This is a genomic window from Ferrimonas sp. YIN67 (assembly GCF_057219095.1).
Genome location: NZ_JBXVVJ010000005.1, coordinates 273,989 through 298,813, shown reverse-complemented (window position 1 = coordinate 298,813; position 24,825 = coordinate 273,989). Strand labels below are relative to the sequence as shown.

General features: G+C 57.5%; 26 protein-coding genes. 12 read left to right on the top strand and 14 right to left on the bottom strand.

What is annotated here, in order from left to right; all coding sequences use genetic code 11:
• Positions 1-204: 204 nt before the first annotated feature.
• On the bottom strand, positions 205-993 hold the full coding sequence (locus AC2D8U_RS13185) for a sulfite exporter TauE/SafE family protein (RefSeq protein ID WP_484619528.1): 789 nt from the start codon (positions 991-993) through the stop codon (positions 205-207).
• Positions 994-1,079: 86 nt separating this feature from the next.
• Between AC2D8U_RS13185 and yjjX the strand changes: the two genes are divergently transcribed.
• Complete coding sequence (gene yjjX / locus AC2D8U_RS13180) at positions 1,080-1,640, top strand: inosine/xanthosine triphosphatase (protein WP_484619527.1); 561 nt, start codon at positions 1,080-1,082, stop codon at positions 1,638-1,640.
• Between the two features lie 14 nt (positions 1,641-1,654).
• On the opposite strand, the gene AC2D8U_RS13175 is transcribed toward yjjX, so the two are convergent.
• The 4 genes from AC2D8U_RS13175 to AC2D8U_RS13160 all read right to left on the bottom strand — a co-directional run bounded on the left by AC2D8U_RS13175 (position 1,655) and on the right by AC2D8U_RS13160 (position 4,752).
• Positions 1,655-2,293, bottom strand: coding sequence for an outer membrane beta-barrel protein (locus AC2D8U_RS13175; protein WP_484619526.1), 639 nt, complete (start codon positions 2,291-2,293; stop codon positions 1,655-1,657).
• A 68-nt stretch (positions 2,294-2,361) separates the two neighbouring features.
• Positions 2,362-3,093 (bottom strand): co-chaperone DjlA, encoded by a 732-nt coding sequence (djlA, locus tag AC2D8U_RS13170; protein WP_484619525.1) that lies wholly within the window; start codon positions 3,091-3,093, stop codon positions 2,362-2,364.
• Positions 3,077-3,751, bottom strand: a complete 675-nt coding sequence (gene murU / locus AC2D8U_RS13165; RefSeq protein ID WP_484619524.1) for an N-acetylmuramate alpha-1-phosphate uridylyltransferase MurU — start codon at positions 3,749-3,751, stop codon at positions 3,077-3,079. Before murU ends, djlA begins: the two co-directional genes overlap by 17 nt.
• Positions 3,748-4,752, bottom strand: a complete 1,005-nt coding sequence (locus AC2D8U_RS13160) for an aminoglycoside phosphotransferase family protein (RefSeq protein ID WP_484619523.1) — start codon at positions 4,750-4,752, stop codon at positions 3,748-3,750. The genes murU and AC2D8U_RS13160 overlap by 4 nt, the downstream gene beginning before the upstream one ends.
• A 159-nt stretch (positions 4,753-4,911) precedes the next feature.
• On the opposite strand from AC2D8U_RS13160, the gene lptD reads away from it, so the two are divergent.
• The 7 genes from lptD (at position 4,912) to AC2D8U_RS13125 (ending at position 13,681) form a co-directional block, all read left to right on the top strand.
• The gene (lptD, locus tag AC2D8U_RS13155) at positions 4,912-7,221 is read left to right on the top strand and encodes an LPS assembly protein LptD (RefSeq protein ID WP_484619522.1); all 2,310 of its coding nucleotides are present in this window, start codon (positions 4,912-4,914) and stop codon (positions 7,219-7,221) included.
• Between the two features lie 69 nt (positions 7,222-7,290).
• Positions 7,291-8,574: a peptidylprolyl isomerase SurA gene (gene surA, locus AC2D8U_RS13150; RefSeq protein ID WP_484619521.1), complete on the top strand. Its 1,284-nt coding sequence runs from the start codon at positions 7,291-7,293 to the stop codon at positions 8,572-8,574.
• Positions 8,571-9,560 carry a 4-hydroxythreonine-4-phosphate dehydrogenase PdxA gene (gene pdxA / locus AC2D8U_RS13145; RefSeq protein WP_484619543.1) on the top strand — a complete coding sequence of 330 codons (990 nt, stop codon included), beginning with the start codon at positions 8,571-8,573 and terminating at the stop codon, positions 9,558-9,560. The genes surA and pdxA overlap by 4 nt, the downstream gene beginning before the upstream one ends.
• Positions 9,557-10,363: a 16S rRNA (adenine(1518)-N(6)/adenine(1519)-N(6))-dimethyltransferase RsmA gene (gene rsmA, locus AC2D8U_RS13140; RefSeq protein WP_484619520.1), complete on the top strand. Its 807-nt coding sequence runs from the start codon at positions 9,557-9,559 to the stop codon at positions 10,361-10,363. The genes pdxA and rsmA overlap by 4 nt, the downstream gene beginning before the upstream one ends.
• 16 nt (positions 10,364-10,379) lie before the next feature.
• Entirely contained in the window at positions 10,380-10,754 is a 375-nt protein-coding gene (gene apaG / locus AC2D8U_RS13135) for a Co2+/Mg2+ efflux protein ApaG (RefSeq protein WP_484619519.1), read from the top strand.
• A 6-nt stretch (positions 10,755-10,760) separates the two neighbouring features.
• Entirely contained in the window at positions 10,761-11,576 is an 816-nt protein-coding gene (locus AC2D8U_RS13130) for a symmetrical bis(5'-nucleosyl)-tetraphosphatase (protein WP_484619518.1), read from the top strand.
• Between the two features lie 83 nt (positions 11,577-11,659).
• Complete coding sequence (locus AC2D8U_RS13125) at positions 11,660-13,681, top strand: methyl-accepting chemotaxis protein (RefSeq protein WP_484619517.1); 2,022 nt, start codon at positions 11,660-11,662, stop codon at positions 13,679-13,681.
• Between the two features lie 92 nt (positions 13,682-13,773).
• Here the strand turns inward: AC2D8U_RS13125 and AC2D8U_RS13120 are convergent, their stop codons facing one another.
• From AC2D8U_RS13120 to rplU, 7 genes are all read right to left on the bottom strand, one after another.
• Positions 13,774-14,166 carry a DUF3718 domain-containing protein gene (locus tag AC2D8U_RS13120; RefSeq protein WP_484619516.1) on the bottom strand — a complete coding sequence of 131 codons (393 nt, stop codon included), beginning with the start codon at positions 14,164-14,166 and terminating at the stop codon, positions 13,774-13,776.
• A 105-nt stretch (positions 14,167-14,271) separates the two neighbouring features.
• On the bottom strand, positions 14,272-14,763 hold the full coding sequence (gene folA / locus AC2D8U_RS13115; RefSeq protein ID WP_484619515.1) for a type 3 dihydrofolate reductase: 492 nt from the start codon (positions 14,761-14,763) through the stop codon (positions 14,272-14,274).
• Between the two features lie 26 nt (positions 14,764-14,789).
• Positions 14,790-15,254 (bottom strand): threonine/serine exporter family protein, encoded by a 465-nt coding sequence (locus AC2D8U_RS13110; RefSeq protein WP_484619514.1) that lies wholly within the window; start codon positions 15,252-15,254, stop codon positions 14,790-14,792.
• Positions 15,251-16,015, bottom strand: coding sequence for a threonine/serine exporter family protein (locus AC2D8U_RS13105; RefSeq protein WP_484619513.1), 765 nt, complete (start codon positions 16,013-16,015; stop codon positions 15,251-15,253). Before AC2D8U_RS13105 ends, AC2D8U_RS13110 begins: the two co-directional genes overlap by 4 nt.
• A 58-nt stretch (positions 16,016-16,073) precedes the next feature.
• On the bottom strand, positions 16,074-17,240 hold the full coding sequence (gene cgtA, locus AC2D8U_RS13100; protein WP_484619512.1) for an Obg family GTPase CgtA: 1,167 nt from the start codon (positions 17,238-17,240) through the stop codon (positions 16,074-16,076).
• 91 nt (positions 17,241-17,331) lie between these two features.
• Positions 17,332-17,589 (bottom strand): 50S ribosomal protein L27, encoded by a 258-nt coding sequence (gene rpmA, locus AC2D8U_RS13095; RefSeq protein WP_484619511.1) that lies wholly within the window; start codon positions 17,587-17,589, stop codon positions 17,332-17,334.
• An 18-nt stretch (positions 17,590-17,607) separates the two neighbouring features.
• On the bottom strand, positions 17,608-17,919 hold the full coding sequence (rplU, locus tag AC2D8U_RS13090) for a 50S ribosomal protein L21 (RefSeq protein ID WP_345316302.1): 312 nt from the start codon (positions 17,917-17,919) through the stop codon (positions 17,608-17,610).
• Positions 17,920-18,190: 271 nt separating this feature from the next.
• On the opposite strand from rplU, the gene ispB reads away from it, so the two are divergent.
• Complete coding sequence (gene ispB, locus AC2D8U_RS13085) at positions 18,191-19,159, top strand: octaprenyl diphosphate synthase (RefSeq protein ID WP_484619510.1); 969 nt, start codon at positions 18,191-18,193, stop codon at positions 19,157-19,159.
• Between the two features lie 59 nt (positions 19,160-19,218).
• Here ispB and mdh read toward each other — a convergent pair whose 3' ends face one another.
• Entirely contained in the window at positions 19,219-20,157 is a 939-nt protein-coding gene (gene mdh, locus AC2D8U_RS13080; RefSeq protein ID WP_484619509.1) for a malate dehydrogenase, read from the bottom strand.
• A gap of 254 nt (positions 20,158-20,411) precedes the next feature.
• Here mdh and argR point away from each other — a divergent pair, with 254 nt between their 5' ends.
• The 3 genes from argR to AC2D8U_RS13065 all read left to right on the top strand — a co-directional run bounded on the left by argR (position 20,412) and on the right by AC2D8U_RS13065 (position 23,368).
• Complete coding sequence (gene argR, locus AC2D8U_RS13075; RefSeq protein ID WP_484619508.1) at positions 20,412-20,882, top strand: transcriptional regulator ArgR; 471 nt, start codon at positions 20,412-20,414, stop codon at positions 20,880-20,882.
• 90 nt (positions 20,883-20,972) lie between these two features.
• Positions 20,973-21,479 (top strand): hypothetical protein, encoded by a 507-nt coding sequence (locus AC2D8U_RS13070; protein WP_484619507.1) that lies wholly within the window; start codon positions 20,973-20,975, stop codon positions 21,477-21,479.
• A 455-nt stretch (positions 21,480-21,934) separates the two neighbouring features.
• Positions 21,935-23,368, top strand: a complete 1,434-nt coding sequence (locus AC2D8U_RS13065) for a sulfatase-like hydrolase/transferase (protein WP_484619506.1) — start codon at positions 21,935-21,937, stop codon at positions 23,366-23,368.
• 89 nt (positions 23,369-23,457) lie between these two features.
• Here AC2D8U_RS13065 and AC2D8U_RS13060 read toward each other — a convergent pair whose 3' ends face one another.
• Positions 23,458-24,825: a DUF1501 domain-containing protein gene (locus AC2D8U_RS13060; RefSeq protein WP_484619505.1), complete on the bottom strand. Its 1,368-nt coding sequence runs from the start codon at positions 24,823-24,825 to the stop codon at positions 23,458-23,460.

Genomic DNA, 24,825 nt, shown 5'->3' with positions numbered 1-24,825 from the left:
TAACGTGACCCAAATCACCTTCAAAAAGATCCGAGGTGATCCGTTTCACACTTCCCCGGGAAAGCACTCACAAATGAAAGAATGGTAAGACCAATTAACCGAGACTCACGTCACCGCAGAGAGTTCAGCCAGTGATCTGGCTCACACCCAGCCAAAGGCATCACAAAGAGCCCAAAAGGAAGAGGGTTAAACTTCCCCAACCGACTAGAAAAACAGCAGACGCCCACCCAAGGCTAAGAGCAACAAGGCAAAACTACGCTGTAAAACCACCTGAGGTAGCCTCGCGCCCAACGCCGTACCAAAACGCACACACTGGGTACTGGCCACCACGATCCCGGCAAATGCCGGAAGGTAAACATACCCCAGGGTCCAATCGGGCAAAGATCCATGCCCCCAGCCATTAAAGATGTAACTGGTGACGCCCCCCAGAGCCACAGGCAATGCCAGAGTCGCCGACGTACCAACGGCCTTGTTCATCGCCACGGAGCACCAACGCAGGAAAGGAACACTTAGGGTGGCGCCACCGATCCCAAACAGCGCCGACAGGGTGCCAATTATCCCTCCACTGCCGATCACGCCAAAGTTACCAGGCAAGGTCCGATCCGGATCGGGGCGGAAACCAAAGATCATCTGAGCAGCGACGGCCAACAGGAAGAAAGCCAATAAATTTTCCAGCAGCCAGGCCGGAAAACTGTCCGCCAACAGACCGCCCAAGTAGGCGCCGATCAGCACTCCGGGAACCAGGCGTTTAACAATAGTCCAGTCGACATTACCCCGACGGTTATGGTTATAGATGGCGCTTGTGGAGGTGATCACTATGGTGGCCAGTGAAGTGCCAATGGCCATATGAATAGCGATATCAGCAGGCATGTCGAGCACCCCAAAGGTGGTGATCAATACCGGAACAATCACCAAGCCCCCCCCGATCCCAAACAGGCCCGACAACAGGCCCGCAACGGCCCCCAGGAGTAGATACAACAATAAAGTCAGCATTTTTTTTAATTAGTGATGAAGGCTGGCGCCATTGTCTCAGTCACCGTGGCAGAATGACAACCAAAGACACCACAAAGCCCGATGCTATGACTCAATCCATCCTGGCTGTCGCTTCTCACAATCCAGTGAAGCTAAATGCGGCCACCTCTGCACTCACCGCAGCATTTCCCCATGTTCCCTGGCAACTGAAGGCGGTCCCGGTTGCCTCCGGCGTCGCCGAGCAACCCATGACGGACGCAGAAACCCGACAGGGTGCTGAGAATCGGCTGAAGGCCCTGCAACGGGCCGAACCCGGGGCGACCTTTTATGTGGCCATCGAGGGGGGATTTGATCGGATCGCCGAGCAGCCTTTCACCTTCGCCTACATCGCCATCAGTGACGGGATCCGCACTCAGATCGGCCGCACCGGTACCCTGCCATTGCCAGAGTCCATCGGGGTTGCCATTGAAGCCGGTGGGGAGTTGGGCCCTTTGATGGACAGCCTGTTTCAGGACAACAACATCAAGCAAAAAGGGGGAGCCATCGGCGTGCTCACCAACCATTTGGTGGATCGTACCGGGATCTACCGGGATACGCTTTGCCTGCTGTTAGCCCCCTGGCTGCATCAGGATCTGTATCGTGGTCAGGGCCCATCCGGAATGGAATAGTCCACAACGGCCCCTTAGAAACGCAGCAGAAAGCCCAGATTGGCCTGCCCCTGAACCAGGGCTTTTCCTTCGATCCGCCACACACACCCCTCTTCATCACTGTTTCGACATATCAGGCTGCTGGAGTGGTCCATCATGGTGAAGTGACTGCGCAAGTCGGCATACAGCGCCAGATTATTAAGCAGGTGATAGCGAGCCCCCAGCCCCAGCCCGAGAGAGAAACGAGTTTCCGAGGAGTAGCCCTGATCGGGCACCAGCCGAGTCAGACCAGCACTGGCGGTGATATAGGGCTCAAAGCGCCCGCGAGGGAATAGCAGGGAGCCGCCAAGGTGGTAATACTCCACGTCCACCCCAACCCCCGCCGGGGGGGCAAAGTCTCCCGGTTTAAACTGGCCCTTTTGTCGGTTCAACAAGAGGTAGACATTACCGGGATCGTCCGTTTCCAGGCCAAACATCAAACCAAAGCTGGGATCGTCGCTTAGCTTCAACTCCCCCACTTTCGAGCGCTCCTCCCCTTCGGGCCGCTCGGTGATATCCAGCGTGCCGCCAAAGCTGTATCCAGCCATAGGTGCGATAAAGTAGGTTCGCTCAGCCTGGGCGGGCAACACCGCCAGGGCCATCATAGCGGTGAGCAAAGCGATCGATCTCTTCATGAACGCATCCTTATTCTGACAGGCCCAGGGGGCCATTCGAGCCGGTACGGCCAGGCGGTTCGGTCCTGTTATCCTCCCCGGAGCGTACGGATCCGCTCCCAGGCCGCTTGCAGATCCTGGCTCTTCTGCTGAGCCACGGAAGCCATCTCGGGAGGCAACCCCTGACTGGCCAGCTTATCCGGGTGATGTTGCGCCATCAAACGTCGATAGGCTCGTTTAATAGTAGTCAAATCATCCTTTTGCGACACACCTAAGATCTGATAGGCATCCTCCTCGCTCATTCCCTGATCACGACCATGAGACTGTGCCTGCCAGGTCTCGATAAATCGCTCCAGATCCTCAGGAGAAAACCCCAGTGCCTGACAGACAATGCTCAGCCGCTTATGGACCCTGGGGTGTAACGGTCCGCCAGCCAATGCCGCCTGGACCTGGATCTCCACGAACACACGCGCCAGATCTCGGCGTAATCGCAGCCCGGCATTAAGCCTGTGCAACTGTTTTTCCAGGGGGTAATCCGCCGCCTTACCCTGGCGGTAAGCCTCCTGAGCAGCCTGGCGCGCCTTGCCCCGTAAGCCGATCTGGTCCATCAGGGCCGAGGCCAGGGCGATGTCCCGCTCAGTGACCCGGCCACTGCTTTTGGCCAGATGCCCCATCACGGCAAAGGTGGTATGGAAAAACGGGTTCGGCCCACGGCGGCGATCAAACAGCATATGCCCGACGTAGGCCCCCAGGATCGCTCCAGCAAAGCGCCCCAGCAAAAAGCCAATGGCTGCACCAAAAAACTTACCCCAGATCGGCATTGAGCTGCGCCTCCAAGGTTTCCAAGCGTTGGGGGGTACCGACGTCGCACCAGTGAGTCGCGATCCACTCCCCGCTGATCCGATCGGCGGCCATCGCCTTACGCAGCAAGGGGGCCAGCGGAAAGCGTCCCGGCATGCAGCCTTCAAACAAACGAGGGTGGATCAGGGCACAGCCCGAGTAGGTCCAGCGCATCGCCCCTTCATTTCGTACTCGTCCCCCTTCAAGAGCAAAATCCCCGGCGGGATTATGCACCGGATTGGTAACCAACAGCAGGTGAGCCAGATCGTCCCCACTCAGAGCCGGGATCGCCTGCCATGGGTGGGGACAGAACACATCTCCGTTGACCAGCAGAAATGGCGCTTCACCAAGCAGTGGCAACGCCTTGAGAATCCCCCCGCCCGTCTCCAGTGCCTCCTCCCCCTCATCACTGTAATGCAGTCTGAGATCCCAACGTCGACCATCCCCCAGAGCGGCGGGGATCTGCTCCCCCAGCCAGGCGTGATTGATCACCACCTCCTCGATCCCCGCCTTCGCCAGGCGCTCAAGATGGTGTTCGATCAGGGAGCGCCCCGCCACTTTGAGCAGGGGCTTGGGCGTATGATCGGTCAAGGGCCGCATCCGCTCACCCCGTCCGGCAGCCAAGATCATCGCTTTCACGAGCACGCCTCCAGGCCAGGAACCACCTTCTGCGCCAGGAATTTAGCCAGCGGACGCGTTTCCGGGTAACGCTCTCCAACACGCACCAGGTAACTCATCACCCGAGGCAGATCCGCCAGATAACCGGACTTGCCATCCCTATGGTGCAGCCGGGCAAAGATCCCCGCCGCCTTGAGATGGCGCTGCATCCCCATCAGATCAAACCAGCGACGGAAGGTGGCCAAAGGGAGATCGGGGTCCAGCAAACCCGCACTCTTCATCTGCTCAATATATTCGGCCAGCAGCAACTCCAACTGGGCTTCAGGCAATTCCAGATAGCAGTCTCGCAACAGGGAAACGACGTCATAGCTGATCGGGCCCTTGAGTGCCCCCTGAAAGTCGATCAGCTTCAACTCGCCGTCTCGCACCATCAGGTTGCGGCTGTGGAAATCCCGATGGATCCCGCATTGCGGTTGTTCCAGGGCATTACCCACCAGGAGATCGTGCAATGGCTGCCATAGCGCCTGCCAAGCGTCGTCCAGCGCCAACCCCAGATGCGCCTGCAGCAGCCACTCAGGGAAGATCGCCAACTCCCGCTGCAACAGGGCCTCATCATAGGTCGGCAAGGGGCCCAGACGGGTCTCCGTCACCCGAGCGACCGCAGGCAGCAGCGCCAAAGCCCGACGATACCAGTCCAGCGCCTCGCTCCCCACCAGATCGTGGTAGAGATGGCGATCCCCCAGATCTTCCAATGACAGGAATCCCTGCTCCAGATCCTGCGCCAGGATCTCGGGAACCGGCAGGCCAGCCTCACGGTAGGCCTCGGTCACCGCCACATAGGGGCGACAATCCTCCTTTTGTGGCGGCGCATCCATGGCGATCTCACTATCAACCCCACGTAAATAACGGAAATAACGCCGAAAACTGGCATCTGCAAAAATCGGCTCCGGTGACCCAGTTTCCAGTCCCCTTTGCCCTTGCAGCCAAAGTGTTAATTGCTGATGACGGACATCCTTCGACATAACCTCTCCGAATGGTCGAGCGAATCATTTTGCTTTATCATACCAAGGTTTTGCAGCCCAAATTGAACCGCTCTTGGTCTTTGTGGGTCGAAGGCGAGAGACTGCGGCCCCACAGCGGCCCGTGGCAGCCACCACTTGAGTTACTGATTTAGGGACAAAATGCGCTTTCCCCTTGCCATTGTGATCTGCTCTTTGCCCCTGGCAACCTGGGCGCAGACTGCGACCTCAACCGAGTCGTTGAATCAATGCATCGCCCCAACCCCTGAGGCGCTTCAAACCCAGGCCCCCCTACAGGGACAGGAAGACGATCCGACGGTCCGCGTTCGCGCCGACCGCAGTCGCGCCGTGGCCGGTGAAGCCGCTCGGTTCGAGGGCAACGTCAACCTGATCCAGGGCCTTCGCCAGATCCAGACCGAACAGGCCCAGGTCAGCCAGGAAACCGGGCAGTTCAGTGCTACCGGTGGACTGATCTATCAAGATCCCACCGTACTGATCCATGCAGACTCTCTCGTCGCCGATATGGATGACAATCAGGCCGATCTGCACCAGGCGCAATATTGGCTGAGCGGCCAACAGGTGCACGGCAAGGCCAAGCATTTGGCCATCAAGGGGGAAGATAACTTGATCCTCAAGGGCGCGACCTTCACAACCTGCCCTCAGGACAAGCCGGACTGGCTACTGGAAGCCAAGAAGATCCAGATCAACGCCGACGACGAATGGGGCGAGATCTGGCAGGCCAAGGTCCGACTGTTTGACGTGCCGGTCTTTTATGTCCCCTACCTGACCATCCCTGTCTCAGACAAACGCAAATCCGGTTTCCTTTACCCGGATATCAGCACCAGCTCCAAGAACGGAGTGGACGTATCACTCCCCTATTACTTCAATATTGCCCCCAACCTGGATGCGACCCTGACCACCCAGTACATGAGCAACCGTGGCCTGTTCCTCAAGGGGGAAGGGCGCTACCTCCAGCCCTGGGGGAGTGGCCGTGTCAACCTGGAGTACATGGGCAGTGATCGCCTGCTTGATGATGAGCCGGACCGCTATATGTTCCATGTGCAGCACGGCGGTAAGCTGACCGAAAACTGGCGCCTGTACGGCAATTTCACTACGGTCAGTGACGACAACTACTTCAACGATTTCCGCTCCTCCGTGGGCTCGTCAACGGATAATCAGATCATCCGTGAAGGGGAAGCCTCCTACTTCACCGATAACTGGGATGCCGCCGTCAAGGTGCAAGATGTGGAGGTACTGGGGGATACCAGCCGCCCTTTCCAGGTGATGCCGGCGCTAAGCTTCAATTTCTACGAGCCCCAGCTCTATGGCCCGCTGGATTTTCGTTTCAACACGGAACTGACCCGCTTCGAACATAAAGATAGTCGGCACCTGACGGCCACACGCTGGCACCTGGAGCCCACGCTAACCCTGCCCTATCAGATCCCGGCAGGTAGCCTGACCTCAGAGCTCAAGCTGATGCAAACCTTCTATTCCCAGCAGGTTCCCCCCGTGGGGATTGAGCCGGCCGAACAAGATACCAGTGAACTGGACGACTTCGTCAGCCGAACCCTGCCTCAGGTCCGGATCCACGGCCAAATCAACTTCGAGCGGGATCTCGAGTTATGGAACCGGTCCTACCTGCAGACCCTCGAGCCTCAGCTCCAGTACCTGTACATCCCCTACGAAGACCAGTCCAACATCGGCTTGTACGACACCGCTTTGCTGCAAGAAGATTACTTCGGCCTGTTCCGCGATCGCCGCTTCTCCGGTCTGGATCGTATCTCCGATGCCAACCAGCTCACCTTGGGCCTGTCCAGCCGTTTCCTCGATGACGGCAACCGCGAACGCGCTCAGATCTCCCTCGGCCAGATCTTTTTCTTTAATGACCAACGCATCAATATCGGTGAAGAGCTGGAGATGGATAATCGCTCCAATTCGGCTCTGGCCGCCGATGTTCAGCTACAAGCTTCTGACCGCTGGTTCCTGCGTGGAGGCCTGCAGTTTGACACCAACACGGGCCAGACCAACCAGAGCGAGGTGCTGATGGATTACCGCCTCAGCGATGAGAAGCTGGTGCAGTTGTCTCATCGCTATGTCCCAGGCCTGGGACGGCCGGAACAGCCTGTCGACATCAACCAGGCCGGGGTCAGGGCCACCTGGCCCATTGCCCGCAATACCTATTTCGTTGGAAACTGGTACTACGACATGAACCTTAACCGTAGCGTCGAGTCCTATGCAGGAGTGCAGTACGAGTCATGCTGCTGGGCGATCCGGTTGGCATTCCACCGTCACCTGGAAACCAACTTCGAGAATGACGACGTCAATCCGGCCGTTCCAAGCGAGCGGTTCGACAGTGGCATCTCACTGAAATTTGTCCTCAAAGGCCTTGGCTCCACCGGCCCATTGGGGGTCAGCGACATGCTGAATGAAGGCCTATTTAACTACCGCAAACCCTATTACCTGCGGAACTGATCACTATGGTAGAGTGCACGCACTCTGCCGGGCACTCGCGCCCATGCATTGCCAGGATGGATTGGATAGATGAAATTGCGTAATACACTGATTGTACTGCTTTTTAGCCCCTTTATGGCACTGGCTGCTCCCCAGGTCCTCGACCGGGTTGCGGTATTGGTCAATGACGGGATTATCTTGGAAAGCGAGATCGATGAACGGCTCAATAACGTGCGCCAGAATGCTCTGCGGGCCGGCCAGCAGCTGCCCTCTGAGACGGCACTGCGCACCCAGGTGATCGATCGCTTGATCGCCGAAAGCCTGCAGTTACAGATGGCCGAACGTATGGGCTTGGTGATCAGCGATATTCAACTGGATCAGTCCCTCGAAGGGATGGCCAGTGAGCAGGGTATGAGTGTTCAGCAGATGCGTGAAGCGATCGAAGCGGAAGGGGGAAACTTTGCCGCCTACCGAGAGGAGATCCGCAATGAGATCACCATAGGTCAAGTGCAACGCATCCAGGTTCAACGCCGGATCCAGATCTCCCCCCAGGAGATTGACACCCTGGTCGCCCTGATCCGGGAGCAGGGGTTGCAAGATGCCGAGTTCCATATTGGCCACATCCTGATCGACGGCTCAGAAGATGAAGATGCCGCGCGACTCCGTGCCGAGCGCGTGCTCAAGATGCTCAAAGACGGTGCCGACTTCCGTGAAACCGCCCTGGCTGCCTCTTCCGGCCCCAAGGCACTGGAAGGTGGCGACTGGGGCTTCCTCAATGTCAACGAAATGCCCACCCTGTTTGCCGAGGTCATGACCGACGCCAACACGGGAGACATCATAGGTCCAATCAAGAGCGGCGCCGGATTCCATATCATCACGGTATTCGATACCCGTGGGGTCGAGCAACAGGAAGTGGCTGAGATGAACGCTCGTCACATCCTGTTGACCCCATCACCCATTCTCAGCGAAGAGATGGCCAAACAATTGCTCGAAGAGTTCCTGGCCGATGTCAAAGCCGACAAGGCCGATTTTGCCGAACTGGCTCAGCAACACTCGGACGATCCCGGCTCTGCGGTGAAGGGGGGCGAGCTGGGTTGGGCCGATCCCAATATGTACGTACCGGAATTTCGCGATACCCTGGGCCGCCTTGAGATCGGTGAGTACTCCCAACCGTTCCGCTCAAGCCATGGCTGGCACCTGGTGCAGTTGCTGGACAAACGCACCTCGGACGCCACCGAGAGCTTTAATACCGATCGCGCCTACCAGTTACTGTACCGCCGCAAATTCGGTGAGCAGGTCACCGCCTGGCAGGACGAGATGCGCGCAGGTGCCTACATTGAACTGGTCGAACGCGATCGCCGAGGGCGCCGCTGATGGTCGCCCGTATCGCGATTACCCCGGGTGAGCCCGCAGGGATCGGGCCAGATCTGGCCGTCGAACTGGCCCAACACGACTGGCCCGTCGAACTGGTGGTTTGCGCCGATCCCGATCTGCTGATGCAAAGGGCAAAGCAGCTGGAAATACCGCTGCATCTCCGCCCCTATCAGCCCGGCCAAGCGGCACAGCCTCAGGCCAAAGGCACCCTGACCATAGCTCCAACCCCCCTGGCTGAACCAGCAGTGGCCGGCACCCTCAACGAAGCCAACAGTGCCTATGTCGTGGAGACCCTGCGCTTTGCCAGCGAGCACAACCTAAGCGGTGAATTCGATGCGGTAGTGACAGGGCCGGTCCATAAGGGGATAATCAACCAGGCCGGCGTGCCCTTCTCCGGCCACACCGAGTATTTTGCTCAGCAGGCGGGCTGCCAGGATGTCGTCATGATGCTGGCCACCGAAGGGCTGCAAGTCGCCCTGGTGACCACCCATATCCCCCTGGCCTATGTAGCCAAGGCAATCACCCCGGAACGGCTGGAGAAAGTGATCCGCATCCTGCATGCCGATCTGCGGCTGAAGTTTGGCCTCGAGCATCCTAAGATCCTGGTGTGCGGGCTCAACCCCCACGCGGGAGAGGGGGGCCATCTGGGCCGTGAAGAGATTGACGTAATTGAGCCGGTACTGGCGCAATTGCGAGACGAAGGAATGTTGCTCACCGGGCCGTTGCCCGCGGACACCCTGTTTCAAGACAAGTATCTGGACAACGCCGACGCGGTGTTGGCCATGTACCATGATCAGGGATTACCGGTGCTAAAATACAAGGGGTTTGGCAAGTCGTTGAATATTACCCTCGGCCTGCCCTTTATCCGTACCTCAGTCGACCACGGCACCGCCTTGGATCTGGCCGGCACCGGCCAGGCCGATCCCGGCAGCCTGCACGTCGCGCTGAATAAAGCCATCGAACTGGCGAGCAACCAAAATTCATGAGTAACAACATCCACCTGGGTCACAGAGCCCGCAAGCGCTTCGGCCAGAACTTCCTTCACGATCACACGGTGATCGACGGTATCGTCGCGGCCATTCGTCCCGATAATGATCACGTCCTCGTCGAGATCGGCCCTGGTCTGGGCGCCCTGACCGAGCCGGTCGCCGATATGGTCGATCACCTCAATGTGGTGGAGCTCGATCGGGACCTGGCGGAGCGCCTGCGCCATCAGCCTCGCTGGGGTCAGAAGCTGACCATCCATGAGGGCGACGCCCTGAAGTTCGATTTCAACCAGCTGGCCGAAGAGGGTCGTCGCATGAAGGTGTTTGGCAACCTGCCCTACAACATCTCCACGCCGCTGATGTTCCACCTGTTTGAAACCGTCGATAGCGTCGAGTCGATGCACTTCATGCTGCAAAAAGAGGTGGTGCAGCGCCTGTGTGCCGGCCCGGGTCACAAGAACTACGGCCGCCTGACCGTGATGGCCCAGTACTACTGCAAATGCATGCCGGTACTGGAGGTACCACCAGGTTGCTTCACCCCGCCACCCAAGGTGGATTCGGCGGTGGTTCGTCTGATTCCGCATATCGAGAAGCCCTACCCGGCCGACGACCTCAAAACCCTGGAGCGGGTGGTCGCCACCGCCTTTGCCATGCGTCGTAAGACCCTGCGCAATAATCTCAAAGGCCAAATCAGCGACGAGGAGTTCGCCTCGCTCGACATCGATCCGGCCCTGCGCCCGGAGCGGATCACCGTGGCCCAGTATGTAGCCATGGCTAACCTTATCGCCCGTCGCCGGGCATAGACCAGGAAGCGACGTAATGCTGCCAGTCTCACCACTACGCATTCTCGTCGAAACCCTGTATGTGCCGGAGCAATCCGCTCCGGCACAGCAACAGTTCCTCTTCCACTACACCATCACCTTGCACAACCTCAGTGAGCAGCCCCTGAAACTGGAGCGTCGCCACTGGCTGATCACCGATGGCAACGGACAACAGAGTGAAGTGGAAGGCAAAGGCGTCGTGGGAGAAACCCCCTTACTGGCTCCAGGAGGCCAGTATCGCTACACCTCATCAGTGCTTTTCCCTACACCCGTTGGTACCATGCAAGGCTTCTACACACTCAGCTGTGCTGACGGACAGGTAAAGGTGCCGATCCCGCCTTTTGCCCTGCGCCAGCCCGGCGCCTTGCACTGAGAGCAAATGGCAAAGTATTTCGTTGGTGATATCCAGGGCTGCTACGACGAACTGGCCCACCTGCTGGATCGCGTCCAGTTCGATCCCACTCAGGACACGCTTTGGGGGTGTGGCGATCTGGTCGCCCGAGGCCCGGACTCCCTTAAGGTATTGCGCCTTTTCAAACAGTTGGGAAAGTCAGGCCGAACCGTACTGGGTAATCACGACCTCCACCTCATGGCCGTTGCCGCGGGATTAAAACGCCCCAAACCCAAAGATCTGATGGCCGAGGTGCTGGCCGCCCCCGACCTGCCAGAGTTGATCCTCTGGCTGCGTCAGCAGCCTTTACTCAAAGAGTTTAAGAAGAAGCGCCTGCTGCTGAGTCATGCTGGAGTCCCCCCCCATTGGGATCTCAGCACTGCCCTGAACCGCGCCAATCAGGTCTCTGCCACCCTGAAAGCAGACAACTATCTGGATTTTATCGGTCAGATGTACGGTGACAAGCCCGATGAAGACCGCTCCGGCGCCGGGCCAGTTGAGCAACAGATCTACACGGTGAATGCCCTGACCCGCATGCGCTTCCTCCACCCGGATGGCCGTCTGGACTTTGCCTGCAAAACGGGACCACAGCACACCCTGGGGCTGATCCCCTGGTTCCGCTATCCCCATCATCGCTTGCTGCAGAGCCACCGGCTGGTCTTCGGTCACTGGGCGGCACTGGAGGGACACTGCGATCACCCCAATGGACGCGCACTGGATACCGGCTGCTGCTGGGGGGGGCAACTGACCCTATGGCGAGCGAGAGACGAACACTACTTCCGCCAACCCTTTAAAGGAACTTAAAGGTTCCCGTAAGCTGCTCGTTTTTTGCGACTTTCTTGTTTAACATAGGCGCAGTTTGCAAGAACAGCTTTCAGGGAGAAGGTATGAAGATCACCGTGGCACTCAGGATCATTGCAGGTTTTGCACTGTTCACCGTCTTACTACTGCTTATCGGTGGCATGTCCCTGCTAAGCATGAGCACGGTAGGGGAGCATACACGCAGTTTTCAGAACTTCTCTCTGCCAGCCAAAGATAATGCCAGCGCTCTAGAGCGGGTACTGGATGCCGAACAGCTGGCCCTGATCAACACCTACCATAGCCAGGAATTAAGCCAGCAGCAGCGGCACAGCGAAGAGCAGAAACTGTCTCACGAACAGTGGCAACAGATCACAGCCCAGCTAGGGACTCTCCTGAACCAATCCCCCTTGATCCGCCAACGTCTGGAGCAGATCCAGATCCAATACCAAGCCTACTGGCAGCAGACTCAGCAATTGAGCAACTCGGTTCAACAAGCCCTTTCGCTGCGCGATACCCTGGACGTTGAGCTGGACTCCCTGGAGGGGATTGTCGATGACACCAGCGTCATGCTGCTGGATATCATGGACCTTGAATACACCAACAGCAATAAAGCATTGGCCGAACACGCCAATCTGATCGACACCAACCTTAACAACCTGTTTACCAGCAGCTTGGAGCTTCCCGCCCTCAATCGCTTCAACCTTGTAGAGACCCTGGAAGGAGAACTTTCCTACCAGCTGGCGGCGATGACCCAGGCCGCTGAGGATCTGAGCGCCTTCAATGATGGGCGGGGCATCATAGATAGTGATGATATGGAGTATCTCCTGGGTAGCTTAAGCCAGATCAGTAATGCCTATCTGGGGAATACCAGCCTGTTAGCCCTGCAAAAACAGCGTATCCAGGCCCAGCAGGATGCAGACAATGCCCTGGTAACCGCTCAGGAGCAATGGTCCAGGCTGAATCAGGATCTGCAAACCCTACAAGAAGAAGTGGTTAAGATCAGTAACGAAGCTGGCAACGAAGCACTGCAAGCGATCAGCAACAGCGCCACTCGCACCTGGCTGGTGATGCTCTTCTCCATCGCCGCCGCATTCGGCATCGCCTATGTCACCATCCGTGCCATTACCCGGCCACTCAATCAGGTCAACAAGGCACTGACCATATTGGCCCAAGGCGATCTGACTGAACAACTGAGCTATCCCCACGATGACGAATTTGGCCGCTTGGTGGGCAACATCAACAAGCTGGTGTCCAGCCTTCAATCGCTGATCCAAGCAATTTCGGATCGCGCTAACCAGCTTGCTACCGCCGCCGAGGAGACCTCCGCGGTGACCGCCCAAACGACGTCGGGGATCCAGGAGCAGCGCAACCAGGTCGAACAGGTCGCCAGTGCCACCACGGAGCTCTCCACCTCCGCCAGCCAAGTCGCCACCAGCGCCAATGACACCCTGGGCGAGATCAAGCTGGCCGACGAAGAGGCCCAGCGGGTTCGCAAACTCTCGGTCGAAAACACCGAAACCATTGAGCTGTTGGCCAAGGAAGTCGAGCAGGCCAGCACAGTGATCAACCAACTCCATGCCGACAGTGCGGCGATCGGCGGGATCCTGGATGTGATCCGAGGCATCGCCGAGCAAACCAACCTACTGGCTCTCAACGCTGCCATTGAAGCTGCTCGAGCGGGTGAGCAAGGCCGCGGCTTTGCCGTGGTCGCCGACGAAGTTCGCTCCCTGGCATCCCGTACCCAGGCCAGCACGGCCGAGATCCAGCAGATGATCGAGGCCCTGCAAAGTGGTGCGCAACAGGCCGTCGCCGTCATGGAACAAGGGAAACGTCAAGCCACAGAAAGTGTAACGCGCACCGATCAATCTACCCAGATGCTGGCCTCTATTGCCCAAGCGGTTCAACGCGTCTACACCGCAGGCAATCAGATCTCCCAGGCCGCGCAGGAGCAGGATCGCGTCTCCCAGAGCATCTCCGAGCGCCTGGAACAAATCGCCGGAATTGCCGAAGAGACCAGTGCAGGAGCCGTTCAAACGGCCACCTCAAGCCAGCAGGTGGCCCAATTGTCCGACGAACTGCAAGGTGAGATCCGCCGCTTTAAGATCTAAGGTAACGCAAGGGTGCCAGGGTCCCTTTGCCCAGCCCTAAAACAGTCAAGGCGGCCCGAAGGCCGCCCTGACTGTTTTACTCTGCTGACACGCTACTCTTCATTGGCGCGATAGGCGATCTCACTGGCAATATTGGAGTTACCATGGCCTGCATTTTGGGCCCACTGGAGCACAGTCTTACCGTCACCTTCCGGCCTTCTCAACGTCCTCTTGGGCACATTCTTAACGATAAAGATACCGGTATCTTCGGAGCCACTCACCACAGCAAGACGCAGCAGGCTCAATCCATCACACTGGATCCCTTCATAGATATTGCGCAGCTTTAGACGGTGATCCTTAAGCTTTTTACGCAGCCGGTTCTTATCGTCGGTCTGAACATAGTCACAGATACTTGCGGCCAGTTGCTCAATGCTAGCCTCGCTCGTACCGGTATAACCTAAAGAGCCAATCCCAAGCGCCACGACGCCGATAATTGATAAACGCATGCCTTTCCCTCGAATCTGATGATGGCTTCCTTGCCGCCCGCGAATGGTACCGCCATATAGTTATCCGCTCAGAGTAACGCACTTTTTACCAAAAATTAACACCAATTAGCTATGGCAACGTTCGAGTGTCACAAAATCCATCGAGTGAGGATTGGCTTCATCTGCAGGTCGATGGATCCGAGCCAACTCTTTCCACCCCAATGCTAAATAATCGGGGAAACGCGTATCCCCCTCCACGAGCAGGTCAACCAGGGTCAGATAGAGGCGGTCGGCCCGCAGCAACAGAGACTGATATAACTGCCCGCCACCGATAATCATCAACTCATCGACTTCGCCTGCGACCCTAATCGCAGCATCAATGTCTCCCACCACAGTGACTCCTTCCGGGGCATAATCATCACGGCGGCTGATCACGATATTGTGTCGGCCCGGCAAGGCGCGCCCTATGGACTCAAAGGTCTTTCGCCCCATCACCACAGGTTTACCCAGCGTAGTGGCCTTAAAGTGCTTCAGATCCGCTGGCAGGTGCCAGGGCATCTGATTATCCCGCCCAATGATCCGATCATGGGCCATACAGGCGATCATGGAGATACGCATCTGAGTGTGTTCCTTCTCGACGAAAACTAGATAATGGATCGATTGCGGTAGTAGAGCAGGTTCGGCATGGCGAGGCCAACGCTCAGGGCCCCTACGATAAAGATCGTTTTGATCCCATTGAGCAACACCTGCTCCATCAGTGCGTCCGTCATCCCCACGGCGCTGATCTCGACCAGACCGATAACGGTGTTAAACGCATAACTTCCCGGGATCATGGGGATAATGGCGGCTACCCCATACAACTGCATCGGCGCTAAAGTACGTCGAGACCAGGCGGCGGTTAACCACCCCACGACCCCTGCGGCCACGAAGGTCGCCCATTCGATGGGCACACCGACATGCATCAGGCTGCCGCGCACCAGGTACCCCATGCTCCCGGCCAGGCCACAGCGCCACAAATAACGGCTAGGGACATTAAACACCATGGCAAAACCAATCGCTGGCACCGCAGCAACGAGGGCATTCGTTAACAGAAACAGTACCGTGATCATATCCACCCCAATCCGGTCAACTGCAACGCCAAGGTGATCCCTATGGCCGCTGCGATCGTCATCAGGGTGGCCTGACCCCAGCGTGCGATCCCCACGTTATAGTGCCCCTTCACCATATCGGCGACGGCATTAATCATCGGAAAACCCGGTACCAGCATCAATACACAGGCCGCCGTGGCGATCTCCGGGGTATCACTAAACTGTGCTACCCCACCAAGACGAGTGACCATGGTCGCGACGAAGGCGGTCGTCGCCCAGTTAACCAGGAGGTTAAAGTGACGCTTAGCCAGGGCCTGGCGCACGATCATCGCCAGCGAAGAAGCCAAAGCGGTGAGCAGGCAGCCGCCGAGATCCGCACCAAAAAAGTGGGCAAATGCGGCGCAGGAGGGGCCCATGATCACCACAACCGCCCAAGGGTTCCAGGTCCAGGGTGACAGGTGCTTTAGGCGCCCGCTGGCCTGGGGCAGGTCCAGTAAGCCCTTTTCCGCCTGCACACAGATCCGCTGGATCTCGCACACCATGTACATATTCAAGCCATGCTCGCGCAAGCGCCGGGTGGTGGTCACACAGCGCCCCTGCGCCAAGGTGGTCATGACCAGGGCATTGGCCGAAATGGACAGCTCCACGCTGTCCACACCAAATGCCAAGCCCATCCGTTGACCTATGTCCTCGACCAAGTCACTTTCTGCTCCCCAGGCCAGCATCTGCTGAGCCGCCCTCACCGCTACTCGGGTGATCTCATTCTGCGTCTGTAAATCCATTTTGACCGGTTTTTTAATCGACAAAAGGGGACCCAAAGGTCCCCTAAACGGCATTTTTTTACTTCTGGTAAACTACTTCAACGTCGTAATCGTCGTCGTCCCAGTCATCATCCCAGTCATCCTCTTCCACCACGGCTTGCTGCATCTGCTGGGCATGGTGGTGCTCCCACTTGAAGGAAACCGCATCGTCCTCGACGACCGTCTCCTCTTCCACTGGAAGCTCACTCAGGCGCTCCTGAATGCGATGAGCCAGCGCTTCGGTGCCCTGCTTGCTGATAGCCGCGATAGTGTGAACTTCACCACCATCCCATTGCAGTGCCTCGGTGATCTCGTTGATCCGCGCCTCACGCTCCTCCTCCGGTACCAGATCGAGCTTATTGAGCACCAGCAACCGTGGTTTCTCATAGAGCTTAGGAGAGTATGCCTGCAGCTCATCCAGGATGGCATGCGCCCCCTCGATGGGGTCGGCCCCGTCAAAGGGTGCCATATCGATGATGTGCAGCAGCACACGACAGCGCTCCAGGTGTTTAAGGAAGCGGATCCCCAGACCTGCACCGTCAGAGGCACCTTCGATCAGGCCGGGAATATCGGCGATCACAAAGCTGCTGGAGGGACCGGTACGTACCACCCCCAGGTTTGGCACCAGGGTAGTAAAGGGATAATCCGCCACCTTCGGCTTCGCCGCAGAGACGGAGCGAATAAAGGTGGACTTGCCCGCGTTTGGCAGGCCTAACAGACCCACATCCGCCAACAGCATCAGTTCCAGCTTCACCTCACGGTGCTCGCCCTTGGAGCCCAGGGTCTTCTGGCGTGGTGCCCGGTTGACCGAACTCTTGAAACGGGCGTTACCAAGACCGTGAAAGCCGCCCTTGGCCACCAGCAACTTCTGACCATGACGGGTCAGATCGCCAATTAACTCATCGGTCTCGGCATCCACAGCCCGGGTACCTACGGGCACCTTCAGCAGTTTGTCTTCACCGCGCTTACCGGTACAGTTGGCGCCGCGACCGTTCTCGCCCCGAACGGCACGGTGACAACGCTCAAAACGGTAATCCACCAGGGTGTTGAGGTTCTCATCGGCCACCAGGAATACGTCACCGCCGTCACCGCCGTCACCGCCATCCGGTCCGCCCTTGGGAATGTATTTTTCCCGACGGAAGCTGACCACGCCGCTGCCACCGTCGCCGGCTTCGGCGCGAATGGTCACTTCATCTACAAACTTCATGATCCTGCCCCTGTATCAAAGTGCAGTAAGTATATCCACATTACGCAAAAAGCCCCGCTTCGCGGGGCTTTTATCATCCGGTTCGTTCGGATTACTCAGCAACAATGCTCACATATTTGCGATTGTTCTTGCCTTTCACTTCAAACTTAACCTTGCCGTCTTTGGTGGCGAACAGAGTGTGGTCTTTACCACAACCCATGTTGTCACCGGCGTGGAACTTGGTACCACGTTGACGAACGATGATGTTACCCGCCAGAACGGACTCACCGCCGAAGCGCTTTACACCCAGGCGTTTGCTTTCTGAATCACGGCCGTTACGAGTAGAACCGCCAGCTTTTTTGTGTGCCATCTTTCAGTGCTCCTCGAATTAAGCGTTGATGCCAGTGATCTTAACTTCAGTGAACCACTGACGGTGGCCCATCTGCTTGCGGCTGTGCTTCCGGCGACGGAACTTAACGATCTTCACCTTATCAGCGCGACCGTGGGAAACCACTTCCGCTACAACCTTGCCACCTTCAACCAGAGGGGCACCGACTTTGATCTCTTCGCCGTTTGCAACCAGCAGAACCTGGTCGAACTCGACAGTGGCGCCGGTTTCTGCTTCCAGCTTCTCCAGACGCAGGGTTTGGCCTTCGGCAACACGATGCTGCTTACCGCCACTTTGGAATACCGCGTACATAATAACTCCGCTACTTCACACGCTGAAACCCGCTCTTTTCATGGGGGCCAGGGTGTGGCTAAAACTGTTTGACAATGGGCGCGCATTCTACGGCATGGACGATAAACAGGCAAGTGCGTCGGCAAAAAAGATCACGAAAAGGATCGCACCGTCTCCACAAGGCTGGCAAATTCGCTGGTCGCGTCCGGCATTTTGGGTAGAATGGCAAGCCGCAAAGCCATAATCATAGTAAGCTTTCACCGCTAAGAGCCAGATTTTTCGGAACCCAAGAATGGACCTGAACGCCATCCGCGCCCTGGCCGACGACGATATGAAGTCGGTCAACCAAATGATTTTCGACCAGCTCCACTCTGACGTGGCCCTGATCAACCAGCTGTCATTCTATATCATCAATGGCGGCGGTAAACGCCTGCGTCCACTGTTGGCCGTTTTGGCCGCCCGTGCGGTGGCGTACCAGGGCGACGATCACGTCAAACTGGCTGCCATTATCGAGTTCATCCACACGGCCACCCTGCTGCATGATGACGTGGTGGACGAGTCCACCATGCGCCGTGGCCGCGAAACGGCCAATGCCCTGTTCGGCAACCAGGCCAGCGTTCTGGTGGGGGATTTCCTCTACACCCGCTCGTTTCAGATGATGACCGAGCTGAAAAACCTGAAGGTCCTCGAAGATCTGGCGGACGCGACCAATGTCCTGGCCGAAGGCGAAGTGCTGCAGTTGATGAACTGTAACGATGCCGACACCAGTGAAGAAAGCTACATGCAGGTGATCTACTGTAAAACCGCGCGCCTGTTCGAGGCGGCGACGCACCTGCCCGCGGTGATTGGCGGAAAAGAGGAAGCGATTTGCCAGGCCATGTCCGACTACGGCCGTTACCTGGGCACCGCCTTCCAATTGGTGGATGATGTCCTGGACTATACCGCCGACGAGGAGGAGCTGGGTAAGAACCTGGGCGATGATCTGGCCGAAGGGAAGCCCACTCTGCCGCTGATCCACGCCATGGCCCATGCCGACGAGGAGCAGGCCCAGCGGATCCGCAGCGCCATCGAGAATGGCGGCTGCGATGAGGTGGATGCCGTGGTCGCCACCCTCGACAATACCGGCTCCCTGGACTACACCATGAAGCGTGCCATCGAGGAAGCCGACAAGGCCATTGCCGCCCTGGATGTGCTTGCGGACAGCCCCTACAAAGAGGCCCTGATCAGTCTGGCGCGGATCGCCGTAGAGCGTAAAAGCTGAGTCGATGCCCTAAGACGAAAAAAGCGCCCTTCTGGGCGCTTTTTTCGTCTTAGGGCGGGTTACCCATTCACAAAGGCTTCACCCTTGCTGATATCGCCGCTGAGGGTCTCCAGCATGCCATCAAGGGCATTCTTCTCGAACTCGCTCAGGCTACCATAGGGTAAGATCTGCTCCAGCCCCCCCTTGCCCAACACCACAGGCTGAGCAAAGAAACGGGTATGCTCCCCCCTCCCTTCCACATAGGCGCACTCCACCACATTGGGCTCCCCCTGCAGACCGCGCACCACGGACAAACCGAAACGGCATGCCGCCTGGGCCATGGACAAAGTCGCTGAACCGGCCCCCGCCTTGGCTTCCACCACCTCGGTGCCGGCATTTTGAATTCTGTGGGTCAAAGCGGCGATCTCTTCCTCACTGAACGCCACCCCTTCCACCTGAGACAGCAGGGGCAAAATGGTCACGCCGCTGTGGCCACCAATGACTTTGACTTCCAAGTCGGCAGGGTTCAACCCCTTGGCCTCGGCGATAAAGGTCTCCGCCCGGATCACATCAAGGGTGGTGACCCCAAACAGTTTATTCCTGTCATAGACCCCGGCTGCCTTCAGGACTTCGGCGGCAATGGCCACTGTGGTATTCACCGGGTTGGTGATCACGCCGATGCATGCACCGGGCGCAACATCGGCCACTTTACCTACCAGGTTACGGATGATCCCGGCATTCACATTGAATAGATCAGCCCTGTCCATCCCCGGCTTACGGGCCACACCAGCGGAGATCAATACCAGGTCTGCCCCTTCCAATGCCGGTGTCGGGTCTTCCCCGGCATACCCCTTGGCCTCTACTGCTGTCGGAATATGGCTAATGTCCGCCGCCACCCCCGGCGTCACCGGAGCAATGTCGTACAGAGACAACTGGCTGCCAGCAGGCAGATTCAATTTCAACAGCAGAGCCAAAGCCTGGCCAATCCCGCCAGCAGCACCGAGCACAGCAACCTTCATGATATATCTCCAACTTTCCCTTAACATGTGACCGTGGTCACAGCGGACATTTCGCCGTCACCATACCCAAAGCACAAGCGCTTCGCAACGTTAACTCGATCGCGAACAGGGTTCGAAGGGGAGATGAAATTTTCTAACGAAATGGGAAGTTTGTGAGGTGAATTATTATGCTTGGCAAGTGAATTAAGCTTGATTTTTAGGCACTTATTATGCAAAATATCGGGTCAATCATCATCCAACAGTCATAATGTGTCATGAGAAACAGCAGCCAGCAAGAGGAATTGATCCGCGTATTTAAGTCGCTCCTTAAAGAGGAACGCTTCGGCTCCCAGGGAGAGATCGTCAGTGCTCTGCAGGCCGCCGGTTTTGCCAACATCAATCAATCCAAAGTCTCCCGGATGCTCAGCAAGTTCGGTGCCGTTCGCACCCGCAATGCCAAGCAGGAGATGGTGTACTGTCTGCCCGCCGAACTGGGGGTCCCGACTGCCAATGCCCAGTTACGGAACCTGGTTCTGGATGTGGATCACAACGGCACCATGATCGTCGTCCGCACCAGCCCGGGGGCCGCCCAGCTGATCGCTCGCCTGCTCGACTCCATGGGCAAAGCCGAAGGGATCCTGGGTACCATTGCCGGCGATGACACCATCTTTATCGCTCCATCCGAAGCCAGCCGACTCAACGATACCCTGGAGATGGTCAAAGAGCTGTTTAACTACGCCGACTAAACAAGACTCGCCTCGGTTGCGCCATTTCAGGCGCAGCCGGCTTAAAATCGGTTACACTCGCTGCAATCATCGGTAACCCGCAATCAGATCATGAATCAAGCTACCCTTATCGTCTTTCTCTGCTTTGCCAGCGTGATCCTGGCTTACATTGCCTATCTGGCGAAAAAACACCGCACACAGTTACGGCAAGATAATGACCGAGCACAAGCCGCCCTCGCCGAGATCCTCAGCAAACGACAGAGTGCCCAACTGACCATCACCCCCCAGACACTCAACAGTGGCAGCGTCAAGGGCCAATTGGAGCAAGGCCTTCGGGAAGCCTATGCGCTGGGCTTTACCGCCAACACCACAACCGAGCAAAGCCACCAGCCCATGCTCAGGCAGCAGCAACAGGACATTGAGCAACTCATGGCGGATATGGTTTCCATCCTTCAAGCCAAGGGAGATACCCTGGAGCCCTGGCAGCTGTATCAGGGCTTGCTTCAACACGCCTTTCAACTGGGTGGGCACACCTACTGGCGCTTGCGGGGCAATACCAAGCAGGCTGACAAAGGGGTCGAGGCGCTCACACAGCAACGGGACAGCTGGAAACGTTAGCCCCTGGGGGCGTCTTCACTGGCTCTGCCTTTCACTTATGGCCATGCTCATGGAGGATGCTCCCGACAAACACCGTGTGCATGACCGCCCCGGATCCGGGATCTTGTCGGCCTGATCCGCGCGGACAGCGTCCAAATGCAGCGCAAGCCCTGCCCCCTTCGCTCCCTCAAGCCCTTCCTTAAGGCAACACAAAACGCTATTTGAAGGGGGTTTGTGCATCCCCCGAACAACATAGAAGCCAAACCCTCTGCGCCACCATCATTTTTGCCGTTCGCACTGCCACCAGCTCACAGAAGCCAAGCCGGCCCGAGTCCTCTTGAACACCCCATATGCCGAGCCGAACGTAATGTAAAGAGATGGTAAATCCACTCCCGAGTCAGATCTCGATCTGGCAGCTTAAAATTTGCGCAGCGAGCGCGCAAAAAAATAAACGCACAATCTCAGGGAATTCAGAGATGAAACATAAATCACACTTCGGGCTAAAAACAGCACTCCTTGCCACAGGACTCGCCCTCACCAGCAGTTTTTCGGCCTACGCTCAACAACCCAATATTGTCCTGATCTTCGTCGATGATCTGCATTATGGCGGACTCAGTGCGACGGGCTCGGTCAATACCCTGGCCCAGACGCCCCATATCGACTCCATTTTCGAGAACGGCGTGCGCTTTACCGACGGCTATGCCACCCATGCCGTCTGCGCCCCAAGCCGTGCTGGCTTGATGACAGGCCGCTATCAGGCTCGCTTTGATTATGAGATCCTGCCTGGTGATACCGATGACAGCATCGACAGCGACGTCGGCGTCGACACCAAAGAGATCATGATCCCTGCCCTGCTCAAGGAAGCGGGTTACGAGACCTATGCAATCGGTAAATGGCACCTGGGTACGGCGGATCGCTTCCAGCCCAATGCCCGCGGATTTGATCACTGGTTTGGCTATCGCAGCAACACAGGCTTTTACCAGTTCAAGAGCGAAAGTAACGCAGTCAAGAATGGTGAACCGGTTGAGATCGTGGAAGGGGAAGAACCTAATCTTGATGTCGTTCGCAACGGAGAATCCGTCATCCAGCGCGGCTACCTGACCGACGCCCTGGCCCAGGAAGCCCGAGAGCTGATCCTGCAGGAGCACGACAAGCCCTTCTTCCTCTATTTCGCCCCCTATAACGTCCATGCACCGGATACCGTACCGGCGGAGTACATTCCCGCCGGTGGCACCGCCCATGACGGGGTGATCGCCGCCATGGATGCGTCCGTAGGCGAGATCCTGGATGCACTGGAAGTCGCCGGCGTCGCTGACAATACGATAGTCGTGTTCTCCAATGACAACGGCGGCAAGAAGGAATACAGCACCACATTCCGGGGCAATAAGGCCACCTACTACGAGGGGGGGATCCGCGTCCCCTTCGCCATGAGCTGGCCAGGCAAGATCCAACCGGGCACTAGCTTTCGCGGTATGGTTTCCACGCTAGATCTGCTGCCCACCTTCGTGGCGGCCGCCGGTGGTCAATTACCAGAAGGCGTCGAGTACGATGGACAAGATCTGATGCCCTTCATCAATGGCGAACAGAAGCCCAACAAGCTGAGGACCACCCATTACTGGCGTCAAACCAAGAACCGGGCCATGCGTCACTATAACTACAAACTGGTGTGGCCCATCGATGTCCCCGCCTATAAAGCCAAGCTTAAGGAGCTGGGGATCGAGCATTACAAAGGTCGCCCCATCACCGACGCCGAACGGGATGACAGCCTGTTCCTGCCACCGGAGCTGTACTACCTGCCCGACGATCCGGAAGAGACCAATAATCTGGCCGAGGAGAACCCACAAAAACTGGAGCAACTGGTGGGACTTTATATGGAGTGGCACAACAGCCTGCCCAAGTATCGGCAGTAACGCCCTCTGGCTAAAAGCCAATCTTAGTGATGTTTCCACGGGGGGGACGGAAGCCATTCCGTCCCCCCCGGGTTTCGCTCAAGCCCTGACTAGATGAAGTCTAGGGTACTGTTGGGCCAGAACGCATCAAGGTTGGCAAACAGCTGGTACTCGCTGCCTGGCGCCAAGCCAAACCAGAGTGCCAAAGAGGCGTGAACCTGCTCGGCGGCGATGCCGGGGATCAGACGCCCGTTACCATAATCGTCCTCACTGCCCGGCGTCAGATCCGGCCATTTGCCATAAGCCCTGTGTCCCTTCACTGCCCCGCCAACCACCAGTTGATGCCCGGCCCAGCCGTGATCCGTCCCCGTGTTATTGGCTGGCAGCCGCCGACCAAAGTCGGAGATGGTAAAGCTGGTGATCTGATCCGCCAGCCCCAACACTTGGATATCCTGCTGGAAAGCGACGATTGCATCGGAGAGGGTTTTCAACAGCTCGGGATGCTTGTTGATCTGGTTATCATGGGTATCAAAGCCCCCCAGGCTCACCATGAAGATCTGGCGACTGTGGCCCAGCGCACCTCGAGCCTGGATCATCCGTGACACCATGGCCAACTGCTTTGCCAGGCTGTTGTCCTGAGGATACTCGCCGGTCGCCGGGTGCGCCTCCAGCACCCCCACCAACTCCTCGTTGTCCTGATAGGCGTTAAACAGGGTGGTCTTATAGAGATCTTTGTAGAGGTTATCCTGATACTCCTGGGTGGCATGCCAGAGATAGAGGCCATCCATGCCGTTCATCCATGCCGCCCAGCCGGGATTGTAATAATGGGTAGCCCCCTCAGTGGTGATCTCCATCTGCTCAGCGGCATGACGACGCATCAATTTGCGGTTCCCCGCCAAGCTAATATTGGGACTGAGCCGCGATGCCGTGGGATTGAGCATATCGAGCAACCTGCCACCCCAACCCAAGGGGTCCTTCAGCTCCTTACTGCCACTCTCCCACATCTCCCCCTGCTGGTTGTGTGCCATCAAAAACTTCGGCAGCTCTTCATTGGCCGTGCCGATATCGCTGCGTACCGTCGGCTTGCACAGAGTGCCTGTGTTGATCAGCGCAACCGCATCACCGGAGCCAAAGAGCGGCTGCAGTGAGCTCATGGCACTGTTCAGGCCGATCCGTACGCCGTTATCACTGAAGGTACCAGTATCCAGGATCTGCTCTGGGGCCAGTGCCAACTGCGGCCGCACCTGCTGATACAGGTGATATTCCTGCTGAGGCTGGGTTTGCCCCTCGTCGGCGAAGGGACAGGGCACCAGCATATTGTAGGCATCGTTACCGCCAAGCAGGTTGATGCACACCAGGGCCTTGTAGCCGGAGGTATCATGGGCAGAGGCACGGGCCAAAGGAGAAGCTAAAGAGCTGCCCAGCACCGCGGCGCCAGCGGCCGAGCCCTGGAGAAAGGTTCTACGGGTGATCTTCAT

Excerpts from the sequence above, each read along its gene's own strand:
- AC2D8U_RS13070 (WP_484619507.1), top strand. The coding sequence starts at position 20,973 with ATGAATCAAGCTACCCTTATCGTCTTTCTCTGCTTTGCCAGCGTGATC.
- rplU (WP_345316302.1), bottom strand. The coding sequence starts at position 17,919 with ATGTACGCGGTATTCCAAAGTGGCGGTAAGCAGCATCGTGTTGCCGAA.
- AC2D8U_RS13160 (WP_484619523.1), bottom strand. The coding sequence starts at position 4,752 with ATGTCGAAGGATGTCCGTCATCAGCAATTAACACTTTGGCTGCAAGGG.
- AC2D8U_RS13060 (WP_484619505.1), bottom strand. The coding sequence starts at position 24,825 with ATGAAGATCACCCGTAGAACCTTTCTCCAGGGCTCGGCCGCTGGCGCC.
- yjjX (WP_484619527.1), top strand. The coding sequence starts at position 1,080 with ATGACTCAATCCATCCTGGCTGTCGCTTCTCACAATCCAGTGAAGCTA.
- AC2D8U_RS13065 (WP_484619506.1), top strand. The coding sequence starts at position 21,935 with ATGAAACATAAATCACACTTCGGGCTAAAAACAGCACTCCTTGCCACA.
- apaG (WP_484619519.1), top strand. The coding sequence starts at position 10,380 with ATGCTGCCAGTCTCACCACTACGCATTCTCGTCGAAACCCTGTATGTG.
- folA (WP_484619515.1), bottom strand. The coding sequence starts at position 14,763 with ATGCGTATCTCCATGATCGCCTGTATGGCCCATGATCGGATCATTGGG.
- djlA (WP_484619525.1), bottom strand. The coding sequence starts at position 3,093 with ATGCCGATCTGGGGTAAGTTTTTTGGTGCAGCCATTGGCTTTTTGCTG.
- AC2D8U_RS13105 (WP_484619513.1), bottom strand. The coding sequence starts at position 16,015 with ATGGATTTACAGACGCAGAATGAGATCACCCGAGTAGCGGTGAGGGCG.
- surA (WP_484619521.1), top strand. The coding sequence starts at position 7,291 with ATGAAATTGCGTAATACACTGATTGTACTGCTTTTTAGCCCCTTTATG.
- lptD (WP_484619522.1), top strand. The coding sequence starts at position 4,912 with ATGCGCTTTCCCCTTGCCATTGTGATCTGCTCTTTGCCCCTGGCAACC.
- mdh (WP_484619509.1), bottom strand. The coding sequence starts at position 20,157 with ATGAAGGTTGCTGTGCTCGGTGCTGCTGGCGGGATTGGCCAGGCTTTG.
- AC2D8U_RS13175 (WP_484619526.1), bottom strand. The coding sequence starts at position 2,293 with ATGAAGAGATCGATCGCTTTGCTCACCGCTATGATGGCCCTGGCGGTG.
- rpmA (WP_484619511.1), bottom strand. The coding sequence starts at position 17,589 with ATGGCACACAAAAAAGCTGGCGGTTCTACTCGTAACGGCCGTGATTCA.
- cgtA (WP_484619512.1), bottom strand. The coding sequence starts at position 17,240 with ATGAAGTTTGTAGATGAAGTGACCATTCGCGCCGAAGCCGGCGACGGT.
- ispB (WP_484619510.1), top strand. The coding sequence starts at position 18,191 with ATGGACCTGAACGCCATCCGCGCCCTGGCCGACGACGATATGAAGTCG.
- AC2D8U_RS13130 (WP_484619518.1), top strand. The coding sequence starts at position 10,761 with ATGGCAAAGTATTTCGTTGGTGATATCCAGGGCTGCTACGACGAACTG.
- AC2D8U_RS13185 (WP_484619528.1), bottom strand. The coding sequence starts at position 993 with ATGCTGACTTTATTGTTGTATCTACTCCTGGGGGCCGTTGCGGGCCTG.
- AC2D8U_RS13120 (WP_484619516.1), bottom strand. The coding sequence starts at position 14,166 with ATGCGTTTATCAATTATCGGCGTCGTGGCGCTTGGGATTGGCTCTTTA.
- argR (WP_484619508.1), top strand. The coding sequence starts at position 20,412 with ATGAGAAACAGCAGCCAGCAAGAGGAATTGATCCGCGTATTTAAGTCG.
- AC2D8U_RS13110 (WP_484619514.1), bottom strand. The coding sequence starts at position 15,254 with ATGATCACGGTACTGTTTCTGTTAACGAATGCCCTCGTTGCTGCGGTG.
- rsmA (WP_484619520.1), top strand. The coding sequence starts at position 9,557 with ATGAGTAACAACATCCACCTGGGTCACAGAGCCCGCAAGCGCTTCGGC.
- AC2D8U_RS13125 (WP_484619517.1), top strand. The coding sequence starts at position 11,660 with ATGAAGATCACCGTGGCACTCAGGATCATTGCAGGTTTTGCACTGTTC.